The 15833-nt window shown below is 31.2% G+C and carries 15 protein-coding genes; 3 read left to right on the forward strand and 12 right to left on the reverse strand.

The annotated features are described in order from the left end of the window. The first annotated feature begins 9 nt into the window (after positions 1-9). Positions 10-651, forward strand: a complete 642-nt coding sequence (gene phoU / locus EQ029_RS07135) for a phosphate signaling complex protein PhoU (RefSeq protein WP_029376655.1) — start codon at positions 10-12, stop codon at positions 649-651. Between the two features lie 111 nt (positions 652-762). On the opposite strand, the gene pepF is transcribed toward phoU, so the two are convergent. Then, positions 763-2574: an oligoendopeptidase F gene (gene pepF, locus EQ029_RS07140; RefSeq protein WP_016931089.1), complete on the reverse strand. Its 1812-nt coding sequence runs from the start codon at positions 2572-2574 to the stop codon at positions 763-765. A gap of 170 nt (positions 2575-2744) precedes the next feature. Here pepF and EQ029_RS07145 point away from each other — a divergent pair, with 170 nt between their 5' ends. Next, a complete protein-coding gene (locus tag EQ029_RS07145) occupies positions 2745-3086 on the forward strand; it encodes a membrane protein (RefSeq protein ID WP_011275820.1) in 342 nt (113 codons plus the stop codon). A gap of 104 nt (positions 3087-3190) precedes the next feature. On the opposite strand, the gene EQ029_RS07150 is transcribed toward EQ029_RS07145, so the two are convergent. From EQ029_RS07150 to EQ029_RS07165, 4 genes are all read right to left on the reverse strand, one after another. Next, positions 3191-4207, reverse strand: a complete 1017-nt coding sequence (locus EQ029_RS07150) for a siderophore ABC transporter substrate-binding protein (RefSeq protein ID WP_037570776.1) — start codon at positions 4205-4207, stop codon at positions 3191-3193. 88 nt (positions 4208-4295) lie between these two features. Next, positions 4296-5072 carry an HAD-IIB family hydrolase gene (locus EQ029_RS07155; RefSeq protein WP_011275822.1) on the reverse strand — a complete coding sequence of 259 codons (777 nt, stop codon included), beginning with the start codon at positions 5070-5072 and terminating at the stop codon, positions 4296-4298. Between the two features lie 865 nt (positions 5073-5937). Further along, positions 5938-7197, reverse strand: a complete 1260-nt coding sequence (locus EQ029_RS07160) for an aminoacyltransferase (protein WP_016931087.1) — start codon at positions 7195-7197, stop codon at positions 5938-5940. A gap of 17 nt (positions 7198-7214) precedes the next feature. Then, positions 7215-8477 (reverse strand): aminoacyltransferase, encoded by a 1263-nt coding sequence (locus EQ029_RS07165; protein ID WP_057504809.1) that lies wholly within the window; start codon positions 8475-8477, stop codon positions 7215-7217. A gap of 338 nt (positions 8478-8815) precedes the next feature. On the opposite strand from EQ029_RS07165, the gene EQ029_RS07170 reads away from it, so the two are divergent. Further along, positions 8816-9136 carry a nuclear transport factor 2 family protein gene (locus EQ029_RS07170; RefSeq protein WP_016931085.1) on the forward strand — a complete coding sequence of 107 codons (321 nt, stop codon included), beginning with the start codon at positions 8816-8818 and terminating at the stop codon, positions 9134-9136. Here the strand turns inward: EQ029_RS07170 and trpA are convergent. Genes trpA through EQ029_RS07205 form a run of 7 tightly spaced genes read right to left on the reverse strand, consistent with a single transcriptional unit; the run spans position 9133 to position 15455 of the window. Continuing rightward, on the reverse strand, positions 9133-9864 hold the full coding sequence (gene trpA / locus EQ029_RS07175) for a tryptophan synthase subunit alpha (RefSeq protein WP_011275827.1): 732 nt from the start codon (positions 9862-9864) through the stop codon (positions 9133-9135). The genes EQ029_RS07170 and trpA overlap by 4 nt on opposite strands. Next, positions 9857-11068 (reverse strand): tryptophan synthase subunit beta, encoded by a 1212-nt coding sequence (gene trpB, locus EQ029_RS07180; protein ID WP_011275828.1) that lies wholly within the window; start codon positions 11066-11068, stop codon positions 9857-9859. Before trpB ends, trpA begins: the two co-directional genes overlap by 8 nt. 1 nt (position 11069) lies before the next feature. Continuing rightward, positions 11070-11696: a phosphoribosylanthranilate isomerase gene (locus EQ029_RS07185; RefSeq protein WP_011275829.1), complete on the reverse strand. Its 627-nt coding sequence runs from the start codon at positions 11694-11696 to the stop codon at positions 11070-11072. Beyond that, the gene (trpC, locus tag EQ029_RS07190) at positions 11693-12475 is read right to left on the reverse strand and encodes an indole-3-glycerol phosphate synthase TrpC (protein WP_011275830.1); all 783 of its coding nucleotides are present in this window, start codon (positions 12473-12475) and stop codon (positions 11693-11695) included. Before trpC ends, EQ029_RS07185 begins: the two co-directional genes overlap by 4 nt. After that, entirely contained in the window at positions 12459-13475 is a 1017-nt protein-coding gene (trpD, locus tag EQ029_RS07195; protein ID WP_011275831.1) for an anthranilate phosphoribosyltransferase, read from the reverse strand. Before trpD ends, trpC begins: the two co-directional genes overlap by 17 nt. Continuing rightward, positions 13450-14049 carry an anthranilate synthase component II gene (locus EQ029_RS07200; protein ID WP_011275832.1) on the reverse strand — a complete coding sequence of 200 codons (600 nt, stop codon included), beginning with the start codon at positions 14047-14049 and terminating at the stop codon, positions 13450-13452. Before EQ029_RS07200 ends, trpD begins: the two co-directional genes overlap by 26 nt. Further along, positions 14046-15455 (reverse strand): anthranilate synthase component I, encoded by a 1410-nt coding sequence (locus EQ029_RS07205; RefSeq protein ID WP_011275833.1) that lies wholly within the window; start codon positions 15453-15455, stop codon positions 14046-14048. The genes EQ029_RS07200 and EQ029_RS07205 overlap by 4 nt, the downstream gene beginning before the upstream one ends. Between the last annotated feature and the right edge of the window lie 378 nt (positions 15456-15833).

Genomic DNA, 15833 nt, shown 5'->3' on the forward strand with positions numbered 1-15833 from the left:
TCTGTAATGATGACCATTATTAGACATAAATACGAAGGTCAATTAGGTGAATTAATTAAAGATATCCGTCACCTTGGTCTTCGTGTTTATTTTAATCTCGAACATGCATTAGTGTCGTTAAGTGAAGATGATAAAAATTATGCAAGACAAGTCATTGAGAATGATAAAGATATCAATAATTTAGATTATGATATCAATGAAAAAGTAATTATGTTAATCACAAAACAACAGCCGATTGCTACGGATTTAAGAATGATGATGGCGGCTTTAAAAATTTCCACAGACTTTGAACGTATGGGTGATAACGCAGCACACATAGCTCATATTCGTCTTCGAGTAAAGATTACAGATCATTATGTATTAACTCGATTAAAAACGATGGGGAAATTAGCAATGCTAATGTTGCAAGATCTTAATACAGCTACGAAACAAGAGGATATAACGTTAATCAAAGAAATTATTGAGCGTGATAAAGATATTGATGATCTTTATGCAAATATAGTTAACACAACATATTTAATAGATAATGACCCTTTTGTAGCTGGCCAAGCACATTTAGCTGCAAGAAATCTTGAAAGAGTCGGAGACCATGTTAGAAATATTGCAGAGAGCGTTTATTATTTCTATACTGGTGAACATTATGAAAAATAATATAGTATCAAACCTAAATAACCCAAAATCAAACAATTAAACCCTGATAAGACTGATTAAATCAGTTATTATCAGGGTTTTACTATAAATCAAAATATATTCATAGTTTAATTAGTCTTGTTGCTCAATTTCATTTGTTAATTGTTCCGCTTCATTAACTAAATCAGAGATATATTTAATAGTAGCTTTAAGTGGTGCATCTGTAGTGATATCAACACCTGCAATTTTTGCTAATTCAATAGGAGATTGACTTCCACCTGCTTTTAAAGTTTCAAGCCATGCATCTACAGCTGGTTGTCCTTCTTGTTTAATTTTTTGTGAAACAACTGTACCAATTGTTAATCCAGCAGAGTAAGTGTAAGAGTATAATCCCATATAATAATGTGGTTGACGCATCCATGTTAATTCAGTTCCATCTGTTAATTCAACAGCATCGCCAAAGAATTGTTCATAAACGTCTCTCATAATGTTATTAAGCACGGGTCCTGTAAGTGACTCACCATTATCAACTTTGCGATATACTTCACGTTGGTAAGCAGCTTCTAGCAAGTGAGTTACCATATTATGATAATATGTGCGTGATAAAATAGATCCAATTACCCAACGTTTAAATTTAGGATCTTCACTGTTACTGAATAGATAATTTGCCATTAACATTTCATTCATTGTAGATGGTGCTTCAACAAAGTACATTGAAGCTTCAGAATCTAATAAATTTTGATGTTGTTGTGCCAATGTAAAATGACCTGCATGTCCCAATTCGTGTGCTAGTACAAACGTTTCAGTCATCTTTCCAGTCCATGAAATAAATACATATGAATGTGTATAATAAGGGCTAGCACAGTAAGCACCTGTGTCTTTTCCTTTATTTTGTGCAAAATCTATCCAACGATCACTATATGCTTGCTCAACCATTTGTATATAATCTTCACCCAGTACATTTAAAGCACCATGAATATATTGTTTAGAATCTTCGATTGATATTTCAGGTTCATAGCTTGGATCAACAGAAACCTTTAAATCCTCAAAGCGCATTTTATCTAAACCGTGTATACGTTGTAATAATTTAGCATATTTTTGCATTACAGGTGCTAAATCACTCATAATTACGTCGATTTGTCTGTCATACATTTCTCGTGTAACTTCTTGATCATGTAATAAATAGTCTATGACAGAATCATATCCTCTTAAATCAGCCTCAATTTTTTCTTGTTGCACATGTTGATTGTAAGTTGCAGCAGTAGTATGTTGATATTTTTTCAGAGCATCACTAAAGCTTTTAAAACTTTTTTGTCTAAATTCTGGATTAGCATTATCCTCGTATTCATTTTCAAATGTTGCGTAATCCATAGGGTATGTCACATTGTTATGTTCAAATGATTCGAAGGCAATATCAAGCATTTTCGTTGTGCCATATAATTCATAAGCACTTTGAAAAGTAGGCGATAAACTCGCCATTACTTGTTCCACTTCAGGTGACAATTGATATGGCTTACTTTCAATTAATTTCTCTAAGTAGTGAGGCACATCAGATTCTTCTATTGCTTGTTTAATAACCTCTTCAGGTAACATTAATATTTCAGATTCTACAAAGGATAACTGACTTGAAATCTTACCATAATTTGTCGATAACTTTGCGCTTAATGTTTGTGCATCAGTATTAGCAGTATCAACGCTTAGTCTTAGTTCCGCATAATTACCAAGACGATCAAGTTGAATAAGAATATTTTCAAATTCTGATAATACTTTTTTTATCATCTTAGCATCTGAAATTTTCCCTTTATATTGTTGATTAAATGACTTCGATTGATTTAGTACATTATCTAAAGTGTCATAAAATTGTTCATCACTATTAAACAAATCATTTAAATTCCATTTTTCTAGTTCTGGAACATCTTTTCTAAATGGTAAACCTGACGTCATAAATTCCACTCCCTTAAAAATCATTTCACAATCATTATACACAATATCATTTTCAAACTCATTATTAAGCCTCAAGGCCGAGTTATGCTTATAGGCAAAGGGGTATAATTTAATTACATATTATTGTATAGTATTTAAAAGAAAGATTTTTATTATGATAGGAGATATACATGACTATTTTTGATATGCCGAACTATTTATGGATTACAATAGTTGCAATGATAATTTTAACTGTCTTCTGTGCTTTAGTACTTAAGAAATGGTTTGTATCCGCAGTAATTACATTTGTTGCGTTAGCTGTCTTAGCATTTTTTATTCCTAATTTTTATGACATCTCATTTCAACCATTACTAGGATATGCTGCTTTTCTAGCCATTATCAGTTTAATTATCAGCTTTTTATTATGGTATTTCACTAGAAATTGGCGTCGCGAACGTAAAAAGAAACAACTAGAAAAAGAAATTCGTAAATATGAAGATGATGACGAAACAATACGTCGTCTTAGAAGATAATAAATAAAGGCGTTTGAAACATTTTAACATGCTTTTTTGCATATATGTTTCAAACGCCTTTTATTTACTATTCTAAAGAGAGGGGGATTGAAATCTAGTGCTACTTATTTTTTAAAAGCTTTTTCAATTTTGTCTAATTGTTCAATGGTAGTTTCAATTCCACCCTCAGAAAAATACCATGCGTTAGATTCAAATTGATAAACTTGATCGTTCTTAATAGCTTTTAAATTTTTTATAACGTCGTTATTTAATGCAGAAGGTAACGACTTATCATTTCCTTTTTGAGTACGATCAATTACAAATAGTTTATCTGGGTTTACTTTGTTTAAATACTCATAAGTAATAGAATTACCAGCAGAATTGGCTTTCATGGCAGTGTCAGCATGTTTTATTCCTAAATCTCTATTTAAGAATCCACCGAAACGACCAGTAGGTCCAAATGCTTTAACACCTTTATCATCCACATTTAAAAACAAGACCGTATCGTTATTAATAACTTTTTTAGTTTCAGCAACTTTTTTATTGAGTTTCTCATTTAGCATTTTAGCCTTGTTTTGTTGTTTGAATATTTTCCCAAACAAGGTCGTATTATCTTTAATAGAATCAATATAATGATCATTATTAGGACTTACAAATAATATTTTAGCGTTAGGGGCAGCTTTTTTTATTTCATCTAGCGTTTTAGTATGAGCTTGTCTAAATGATGTGAAGATAACTTCCGGTTTAGCATTAGCTAAATTATCATAATTAGGTTGTCCAGGGTTACCTAAATTAGTATATTTATCTTTTTTAAATTCTGAAAGGGAAGAGGGTAAGAAAGCAGCACCTTTACCTTTCGCAATTGCCACAATTTTATCTTCCAATCCCATCTGTTTCATAATATCTAATGCACCATAATCTAATACAGCCACTCTATCTGGATTAACTGGAACCTTAACTTTCTCAGTTTTCATTTCTCCTTTAGTATGTGTATTATTCTTATCTTTAAACTCGTATGTATTCTCAACTGTAATCGTATCCTTTGAAGATGACGACGATTCAGAAGTTGAATTCTTACCGCACGCAGATAATAATACGATTATAGTGAAAAGTATAGCTATAAATTTAAATGAATTTTTCATAATTAACCTCCTATAAAATCATTATACTTGCAATTGATAATCATTTTCAATAAGAAGTTATTTATATTTCCTTATAAATGTAGCTATTTTAGTAATCTTTGCTTAATTCATCTAAAGATAAACATAGCGCTTCCGTATTCGCATTAATACAACGGATATTTTTATTATTTTTTAAAATAGAAACATCCATTGATTCATTATTTACAAAATAACCAACTTTAGCATGTTGCAACATTTCAATATCATTATGATCGTTACCGAATGCAACATATGTAGGATATTTACCGAGTATATGCTCAATAGCAGTAAATTTATTAATATATTTAGCTGTAATATCAATATTAAGTTCATTTGAATGATTAATTAGTGAAAGACTAGGTGCATTGGTAGCCAGATATGTTACAACTTCGTCAAAGTCTTTTTCATCTATGTTCAATAAAATCGTCTTAATAGGTGAAGTAATGTCATTAATGGTTAATTTTTGTGCTAATCGATGAGGATCTAGGCGTTGATAAATTGTATTTGTAGCATCAACACGTGCTGCATAATTCCATTTATCATCAACAATGTAATTCAAGTCATATTGATTAATGACATGTTTTATAACATTAAATGATTCAGGCTGAATAGTTGCAAGTGTCTGTATCTCATTATTATCAGAAACGATTGAACCATTACCACCGATTAGCGTAAATCTATGAAATTGTGAAGGTAAAACAGGCAATAAGTCTCGTATCGGTCTTGCTGAAGCAAAAATAATTCTATGACCTATATTATGTAAACTAATCAAACGGTCGATAATATCTTGATTAATTTGTTGTCCATCAAAACATATCGTACCGTCAATATCTAATATGATATTCATATGTAACTCCTTTGTATATAAGTATGCATTTAGTTTAACATGTATAATAGTATGTATGATTAATTTATATTAGTGTGCGTACATATTAATAAAGAAAGGAATCATAAATGTTACTAACTGAAAGTGGATTGAATCATAGGAGAATAGGTCCCCTGGAGTTCAATATATATAACTTCCTATAATATATATTATGTAAACTAAAATGAAACACAAATAATTATCTTCAATAAAACCTTTAAATTAATACACTGTCAGGACGATTTCTGAACATGTTTTATTATTGTTACGTATGATTGATTGTTATCATACAATATTTAGATTAAATAAATTGTTCATCCTTAGTTTCTTAATTTAAAACCCATAAATACTCGTGGTTATATATTTGTCTATACGTTTAGAGATATTAATCCTATGATAATATATATAATCTTTCTCAAAGCTAACTACTAACTAATTAAGTACTGTAGCAATTATTAATATCATGTACATAAAACGAGGAATCAAGAAGTCTTATATTATAGACTTAAGTAAATGTAATAATCTCAATTTTAGATATTAGAATTGATTATTACATTTTATTAAATCGTAACTCTTTCGTATTAATCTTGGTATCTATTTATGTAAATTGTTAGTTTTAACTAAATTTGCTAAAGAATAATAATGCAAATATTTTAAATTTAGCAAAATAAATTTGTTTTGTAATATCATTGCTAAAAATTAGACGTGTGGTAATATTAAATTGTAGGGGGCAACATGAAAATCAACTTAGAATTTACCTACACTGTATTGTAACTTGTCTCTATCACTAGTTACGATAAATAAAGGCTGCGACATCCACCATGTCACAGCCTTTAATAACATCAATTTATTTTTTTACTTTTTTGCGAATTGTATTAAGTGTATTAAACAACCAATATTTAACCTTATTTATAGGTTTATAGAAGTCCCCGATTAGCTCTTCAATGTAAACATTAAATCCTCTTTTAAAGCGATAAACACCATAATCTTCACTGTTCTCTGTAAAATCACCAGATAAACCATAAAAATTATATCGATCATATCCGTGTTCGAAGCAATAGTTCATCATATGCCAATGCATCATATATGGTCCCATATAATTATTATATTTTTCAGATGAACCTCCAGAGAAGTAATTCACTTCATATGAATTTGCAAAGAAAATTCCTGATGCCAAATTCAAGATTTGGCCATCTGTCTGACGTAATTCGCTTGCTTGTAAGAGTTCTTTTTTATCGTGTTCAATTTGCTTATCTAATTCTGCAATTTTTCTAAGTTGTTTATCATTTTTGTTTTCTTTTGCCATCATTTGATCACGACGGTTTTCTTTATCATTTAAAGCGTCTTGCAATGATTTTATGTATTCATCTAAATCAATGTACGCAAGTGGAACAAGCACTTTATCTCCATAAGTATCAAAGAAGTTATAGAAATATTCGTCTGTTTTTGATACGAAACCTGTTCTTGCTTCTGTTTCACGGTATAAGTCTAAGAATATATGAAACTCATCTCTACCAAGGAATCTTACTTTCACCCCATAGTTTATCGCTTTATTAATATTTCTTTTACGTTGGCTATCAAATTGTTTTCTTAATGAAGCAGGTGTTTCCCCTTTTAGATAGCTAACACCCATCCATCTTGCTTGACTTGATGTGTCATATTCAGTAGTAAATCCATGGTGTTCATATCCATGTGATTTAAACAAATTAATTATAGCATCATTTTTCTCTCTATCTTCAAGTGGATTAATATCTTTATCATAAATTTGATAAATCCAGTATGGATCAATTTTAACGTATAAACATTGGTGTTGATGTAAATACTTTTCTAATTCGCGTAAGTAAAAATCAACTAAGCCTAAATCAGAATAGTCCATTACTGGGCCTCGATTTGAGTAATATACATAACTTCCCATGGTCGGTATTTTAGAGAAAAGACTAGCAGCTAATACTTTATTGCTTTCATCTTTTACACCTAGTAACACTACTTCAAAGCCATCATTTTCACGTGTTTGAATATTCTCTTTCATTTGGAAGTAATGGCTTTCTAATGATGGGTTTTGTACAAAGTTTTCGAATTCTTTAACTGTTAACTCTGTAAATTTCATATTCGTCTATTCCCCTCTTAATTAAATCTTTTTTTAATCTTTTTGAGTGTCTTATACACTGAATACAAAGGTTTGTTAATAGGTTTCACAAAGTCTCCAACATACTCAATTACGTCTGCATTGAAACCTTTTTTAAATTTAATGACTCCAACATCTTCAGCGTCTTCACTAAAATTACCGCTAATACCATAGAAATTGTATCTATCAATACCATGATCAATTGCATAGTTAATCATTGTCCATTGAATAGCATAACTGCCTGCAAAATGTCTATATTTATTAGAAGTTCCACCTGCATAATAAACAACTTCAAATGGATTAATAAAGAAGAAACCTGCTGAAATTGGTAATTCATTACCATGTTCGGCTTGTAATTTTTTAGCCTCGTCTAATTTTTGTTGATTGGCATCTAATTGTTTTTCAAGATTTTCTTTTTTATTAAATGCCTTTTTATTGTCTGGTCGTTTTTCAATATCTTTTAAAGCTTTATTAACATCTTTATTTAAAGTTTCACGTTCATTTTGTAATTCTTCGATGTACTCATCAAACTTAATATAAGCTAGTGGTACAAGCACGTGATCTTTGAAATGTCTATAGCGATTATAATAGAAACTATCATCTCTATCTTGGAATTCTTTCGTTTCGGTTGTATCTTCCATAAATGAACGGAAGATTGGAAGTTCTTCTTCTGATAAGAACTTAACTTTCACACCATTTTTTTGAACTTTTTTAGTATTACGTTTACGTAGACTATCCATTCCATTTAATATATCTTTAGATGTTTTATTTTTTAAATCTAAAACAGAATGATATCGGATTTGTTTAATCGGATCAAAACCTTTAGTAAAGCCTTCATGTTCAAATCCGAGATGCTTCATCTTATCAAAGAACCAATCATTACCAGCATTACCTGTAATTTCACCATCATGATTTAAATATTGATATGGTAAATAAGGGTCAACTCGAACATATAGACAATTATGCTGTTTTAAATACTTTGTTAACTCATTAAAGAAAAAGTGAACAAGCTCTCTATTATCATAATCAATTACAGGTCCTCGGTTAGAATAAAAGTACTTAAAAAATTTCATGACTGGTACTGCTGTCAACATGCAGGCTGCAATAACCTCATTATCTTTATTTTTTATACCAACTAAGTGAGTTTCTGTTTTATTTGCAACTTTCATCTCATAGTTTTCAGTCATTTGTGTGAAATGACTATATGGCATCTTATCTGTATAATTGCCAAACTCTGTAGCTGTTAAATTTGTAAACTTCATTATTTATTGCTCCTACTTCAAAGAATCTTTATCTACTTTTAGTTCAAAATTTAAATTATAATTTTCAATAATATCTTTATCTTCAACCAAAAATTTATATATCCAGTTTTATTAAGTATACAATAGAAATTAACAAAACTAAAATACAAACCATTTATTAGATTGAAATATTTTGTAAAATATATGATGTAATTCTAATTGAGTGAGCTATTAAAATACAAGTTTTATATAAATAAAAGAGATTAAGACATCTGCCATTGTCTTAATCTCTAAAAGAATTCTTATATAAGCTTAATAATGAATAATAATTAGTACTGTTTTAATTAGGAGGTTAATGAATGTTTAATTATGAACAAGTCCATTTAAATTCAAAACATCGTTTAGATAAGACATATTTAGACTACTTACATCCAGATTTCAAGGAAATTGGTCATTCTGGAAATATAATTACTAAAAATGATTTATATTTTATTGAATTGAACACTTTTGATTATGAAATCATCGATTTTGAATATAAATCATTATCTGATAATTGTCGGTTAAGTGTTTATACACTGATTAACTACACCACAAATAGAAATAGCCGAAGAAGCTCGTTATGGCTTTGGTATGATGATGATTGGAAATTATATTTCCATCAAGGGACACCTTTAAACTAAAGCGTATCTAGCGTTTCTCTTACTTGTTTCAAATAGTGAATCGTATCCTCGTTATTATCTTGACAAAAGCGTTTTACAATTTCACTACCAATGACTACGCCGTCAGCAACAGTAGCTAAATCCTTAATATGTTCTTTAGTTCTGATGCCAAAACCTGCAACTACAGGAATATCCGTATGTGCTTTTAGATGTTTTAATTTATCTTTTAATTGAGGATGAAACGTTCCATTTTTGCCTGTTGTTGCATTCATAGTTACAGTGTATATAAACCCTTCAGCATGCTTAACGATTTCTTTTATACGGTCATCATTTGCAGTCATTGATATGAGAGATATCACTTTAACATCAAATTTGGATATTTTATGCTTTAATTTTTGAGTTAATTCGTAAGGCAAATCCGGAATAATCACGCCGTAAACACCTACTTTTTCACATTCTTTAAAGAAAGCTTCTTCTCCATAAGAAACAATGATATTGTAATACGTCATTAGTACATATTTGCAATTAATTTCATCTTTATTATTGGATAATTCATTAAAAATGTAATTAATTGTCACGCCTTGCTTGATAGCTCGGTTGCCTGCTTCCATTATTATGGGACCATCAGCTACTGGGTCAGAGAATGGTACACCAATTTCTATTATATCAGCACCATTCTCATCTAAGATTTTCATATTTTTAATAAATGACTTATTCCCCATAATGTATGGAATAAATAATTTAGTCATGTGACTCACCTCTTGTTTGCATATAGTGTCTAATTGTTTCCATATCCTTGTCACCGCGACCTGAAATAGTAACTACTAAAATTTCATCTTTATTCATTTTAGGTGCTAACTTTTCAACATAACTAAGTGCATGTGCACTTTCAATGGCAGGTATGATTCCTTCCATTTTGCTGAAGCGGATGAGCGCCTCCATTGCTTCTGTATCAGTGGCATGTTTATATTGCACACGTCCAATATCGTGATAATATGAATGTTCAGGACCTATACCTGGATAATCTAAACCTGCAGATATAGAGTGTGCTAATTCTACTTGTCCATTTTCATCTTGAATTAAGTACATTTTTGAACCATGAAGTACGCCTGGACGTCCTTTTCCAATTGCAAGTGCGTGCTTAACAGTATCAATCCCTTGTCCTGCAGCCTCTACACCATATAATTTGACCTTATCTTTAATAAATGGATAAAAGGTCCCTATTGCATTAGACCCTCCACCTATACATGCAACAACTGCATCTGGTAATCGACCAGTTTTTTGAAGTAATTGTTCTTTAATTTCTTGACCTATAACACTTTGAAAATCTCTGACCATCGTTGGAAAAGGATCAGGTCCTAATGCTGAACCTAGTAAATAGTGAGTATCTTCAACATGACTAACCCAATACTGTAATGCCTTGTTTACCGCATCAGAAAGTGTTCCTTGACCTTCATCCACTGCTTCAACTTTAGCTCCTAATAATTCCATGCGAAATACATTAAGCTGTTGACGTTTGATATCTTCTCTTCCCATAAATACGATTAATTCCATATCAAATAATGCAGCTACTGTGGCACTAGCAACACCATGCTGACCTGCGCCCGTTTCAGCAACTAATTTATTTTTGCCCATACGTTTTGCCAATAAAGCTTGCCCTATCGCATTATTAATTTTATGTGCGCCGGTATGGTTCAAATCCTCACGTTTTAAATATATTTGAGCTCCACCCAACGCTTCACTATATGATTTTGCATAAGTCAATGAGGTTTCTCTCCCTACATATTCTTTCAAATAATAAGTTAATTCATCTTGAAACGATTGATCTTGTTTAGCCTTGTTATACGCTTGTTTTAATTCTATAATTGCTGGCATTAATGTCTCTGGAACATATTGCCCACCATATTCTCCGAAAAAACCTAATTCATCTGCTTCAGTTTGTATATTATACATATTATAATTCTCCCTTCACTTGTTGTATCACAGTTAACATTTTATTTTTGTCTTTCATACCATCCGTTTCAATACTGCTTGAAATGTCATAACCTAAGTGATTCAACTTCAATGTTTCAATTTGTTTTATCTTATCAACGTCAATACCTCCAGCAATTAAAAACGGTATAGATTGATCTAAGCCCTTAAGCAATGTCCAATCAAAAGATTGTCCAGTCCCACCATATTGCTCTGATGGCGTATCTATAATAAATAAGTCAATATGCTCTTTGAATTGATTGATATCATTTATTATATTTTGAGTAGCTGGTAAAGCTTTAATTATCTTAATATTCTTAAAATTTAAACGAAGTTGTTTGATAAAATCTATTGTCTCATCACCATGGAGTTGGATAGCATTAATATTAGTAGCATTAATAATTTTCTTTATTAATTGCAATGTTGGATTAACTAATACGACTACTCTATCTATTTCGTCTGGCAACAATCTAGATAGTTTATTTATTTGTTCAATGTCCAAATGTCGTTTACTTTTGGGATAGTGTATAAATCCCACCATGTTTATATTGAGTGGTCGAATGCTTAATGCTTCTACTTTAGTTTTGATACCGCAAAATTTTAAAATCATTGTTTCACCTTTTTTAATTTAAGTGAGGGTATAAAATGTTCTAACTCATTACAATTCATTAAGGCTCCACCAACTAATAAACCATCGATCCCGCTTTTTACTATTTGCTTAACCTCTTGTTGTGAATGAATTCCACTTTCAGAAATATATAAATAGTTCTCTTTCTTACACTTAAGTATTTGATTAGTATGTTTAACATCGGTGTTGAATGATTTTAAATCACGATTGTTTACCCCAATGATTTGTGGATTTAACTGATAGGCACGTTGTAACTCAATACCATCATGTACCTCTACTAACACTTCTAGTCCCTTAGAACTTGCATATTGATAGAGTTGTCGTAACTTTTCGTCGGTAAGAATATTTACAATGAGTAAAATAATTGAAGCACCTGCTTTTTGTGCAACATCAATTTGAAGCGGATCAATGATGAAATCTTTACATAAAACAGGTAATTGTGTTGTTTCTGATATTTGCTGTAATCTTTCAAAGCTACCACCGAAATATCGTTCGTCTGTTAATACGGAGATAGCATTTGCTCCATAACGTTCATAATCACTCACTTGTTTAATTATATTTGTTTGTTGAAAAGCTTTTACAGATGGACTCTTTGATTTAATTTCAGCAATTAATGTTAAATTGTCATTTTTAATTAAAGCATCCGTTAATCGCGATTTATTTTTATGTTTTACCCCTTTCAAATTTTGTAATTTATCATGATAATAGCCGTCTTTTAATAATTGCTCTTTATAATCCACTATTTCACTTAATATCGTCACAGATATCACCTCTCATTTTCATAAATTGTACCATCGCTCGACCACTATCAATTAAGATCGTAGCTAAACTTATTCCAGATGCTATCGTATCTACCTTTTCAGAAACGTATAACGCAAGTGCAGCATTTAATACAACAACATCTCTTCTACAAGTTTTATCATCTCCACTTAAAATATCTAATGTAATCATTTTGTTTTCTTTCGGACTCCCACCCTGTAAATCTTGATTACTTGCAACCTTTAAACCATAATCTTTAGCATTTATAAAATAATGCGTTATGTCTCCATTTTCATTTAATTCATAAACTTCATTGTTTCCTGAAAGTGTAGCTTCATCCATACCATTTGCTCCATGTAACACTATTGCCCTCCGTCGTCCTAAATCTTTCAATGTTTGTGCTATCATGTACAATCGACTTGGGTCATACACTCCTAACACTTGATAGGTCAATTTAAATGGATTGATAAGTGGCCCAACTATATTAAAGATGGTCGGTGTAGAAATCATTTTTCTAACAGGTTGAATATATTTCATTATTGGATAAGACTCCATTGCGCTAATAAATGCCAATCCCTGTTCTTCAATTTGTAATGGGACTTCTGAAACTTTTGTCGTCTTTATTCCCAATTCATTTAACAAATCAGTACTTCCTGAATGGGATGTTATACTTCTATTTCCGTGTTTAATGACTGGAATACCTGCGCTTGCTACTATAAACGATACTGTTGTAGAAATATTGAAACTGTTTGACTTATCCCCTCCTGTACCGCATACACATATACTTCCTTCATATGTTGGTTGATTAGGATACATGGTTTGAATTAAGCTATTGACGACATAGGTTAATTCTTGTTGTTTAATTTCCTTTTTCGTAAATTGCGTTAATAAGTCGACTTTGTCTTCCACATTAATTTCAGGGTTTGTTAGATAGGTTATGAATTGTGTTGTCTCTGATTGCGTTAAAGTTATGTTATTATCCAATTGTTTTAATAATCTCATTAAAATTCACCCTTTCTTTTACAATACGAATGAAGTTTTCAATAATTTGTGAACCAAACTCAGTAGCAAATGATTCTGGATGATACTGTATACCGAAATGAAGATGTTGTTTGTCCTCGAAGGATTGTATTGAATCTGATGTACTTCCCGTAATGATTAAATTCTTAGGAAAAGACTTCATCTCACTTACAAGTGAATGATATCTCATAATTCTGAATCGGTGCGGTATCGTCAAATAGAGTTCTGACTCGTTTTTAACTTCAAGTGTATCTACCTTTCCATGCATGACTTTCTCTCCTTGAATAACTTTGCCACCGTAATAACACGTTAATGCTTGAGCACCTAAACAAATACCTAAAATTGGTAAAGTATGATATTTATCGATAATTTTTACCAATTCATCGTCATCTAAAGGATGACCAGGACCTGGTGAAATGATTACCCCATCAATTTTCTCTAAATAGTTGAATACATCTTTATCATCTGGATATTTAATAATCACTTCATCAATTTGACTAACTATATCAACCAAGTTATACGTAAACGAATCGTAATTATCTATAATTAATATCATGGTGTTACCTCCAATAAGCTTTTTGCTTTAAGTCGTGTTTCTTCGAGTTCCTTTTCAGGTATAGAATCGTACACAACACCACAGCCTGCCTCGACATTAACAGTGTCGTCATCAATCAACATGGTTCGTATTGCCAATGCAAAATCTAAATTTTGATTATAATTGATATAACCAACGCCACCGCTATAGACGCCTCTTTTATATGGATAGGATTCATATATGCGTTGAATAGCTCTTAGTTTAGGTGCTCCCGATACTGTCCCAGTTGGTAAAAGACTTGCTATGGTCGTCATTGGAGATATATCTTTTTTAATTTTTCCTTTTACTTCGCTAACGATATGCATGACATGTTCATATTTTTCAATCACCATCAGTTTTGATATTTCAGATGTCCCCGTAATACTTACTCTATGAATATCATTTCTACCTAAATCCACAAGCATACTATGTTCGCTTATTTCTTTCTCGTCTGTAATTAATTGGTGTGCATTGCATTCATCTATCTCTGGGGTAGTGCCACGTCTAATCGTTCCTGCAATTGGATTAGTTGTTACTTCGCCGTTATGAACTGCTACAAAGCTTTCTGGTGAACTTCCAACTACAATCTCATTTTCCATGTTCATGTAATACATATATGGACTAGGGTTCTTACGTTTTAAATTTTGATAAAGCTGATAACTCAATTGGTTTTTATTTTCTCCGAAATGATGTTGGTAGCTATATATTCTAGAGGGTACTACTTGAAACATATCTCCTTCAGTAATCCGTTGTTTCATTTGAGTAACAATATCGATAAATTGTTTATCAGAAATATTTGCTTTTATCTCTGATCTCTTAGGCACCATTTTATTATTCTCTTGGTAAACTTTAATTTGAGACAATGCTTGAATTCTATGCTTCACTCTTAATTTTAATTCTGCATTACTTGCTTTTGAAAATTGATTAGAAGCAATCACGTATAATTCATCCTTGTAATGATCAAATACAAATACATCCTCTATCATGTAGAAAGACACATCTGATATTGTTTTCATACTCTTAATAGCTACTCGTTTTAAAATTGGAAATTCATGTCGCACTAAATCAAAACTACACGTTCCCATAAAGCCAGAAATAAATGGCAGTTGCTTTAATTTTTCATCATTTATGACACAATCAAATTGATTGATGAATGTTTTTAAATAATTATATGGCTCAGTAGTTATAACTTTATCTTCTTTCAAAGTCTTAATAATTAATTCATTATCATTTAATTTGACGGTGCCATAATAATCGAATGCTACGATAGAGTATCTGCCTTTTAATTTTTGTTGACTTGCGCTTTCAAATATAATTTTATGTTCATTTAGCTGTCCTAAAGCTTCAGGCGTTATGTGAGCTTTCAATACTTCGTAATAAAATTCCATTTTCTCATCCCTTTCACTAAAAAACGTCAGCCTCCTTATGTAAAGGACGCTGACGCGCGGTACCACCTTAATTAACGAAATATTCCGAATAATCAAAATATTAAGCGTTCACTCATTCTTATTGATTTGTCTTTCAACATAAACCCAAATTCATGATAAGGGGTGTTGATTTGCATCTACCATCAACTTTCTGTCACTACCTTACTCACCACTACTTCATTTATGCCTATTTAATTGTACATAAAAACACCACAGCATACGCGCTTTACTCTATAAGGACGCGTTACCGTGGTGCCACCTTAGTTAACAATACTTTGTTCACTCTTACTTTATTAAAGTTTAAAATTCTAGACCCAATTCGATTAATATGTAGTGCCA

Source organism: Staphylococcus haemolyticus, assembly GCF_006094395.1.
Classification (GTDB): Bacteria; Bacillota; Bacilli; order Staphylococcales; family Staphylococcaceae; genus Staphylococcus; species Staphylococcus haemolyticus.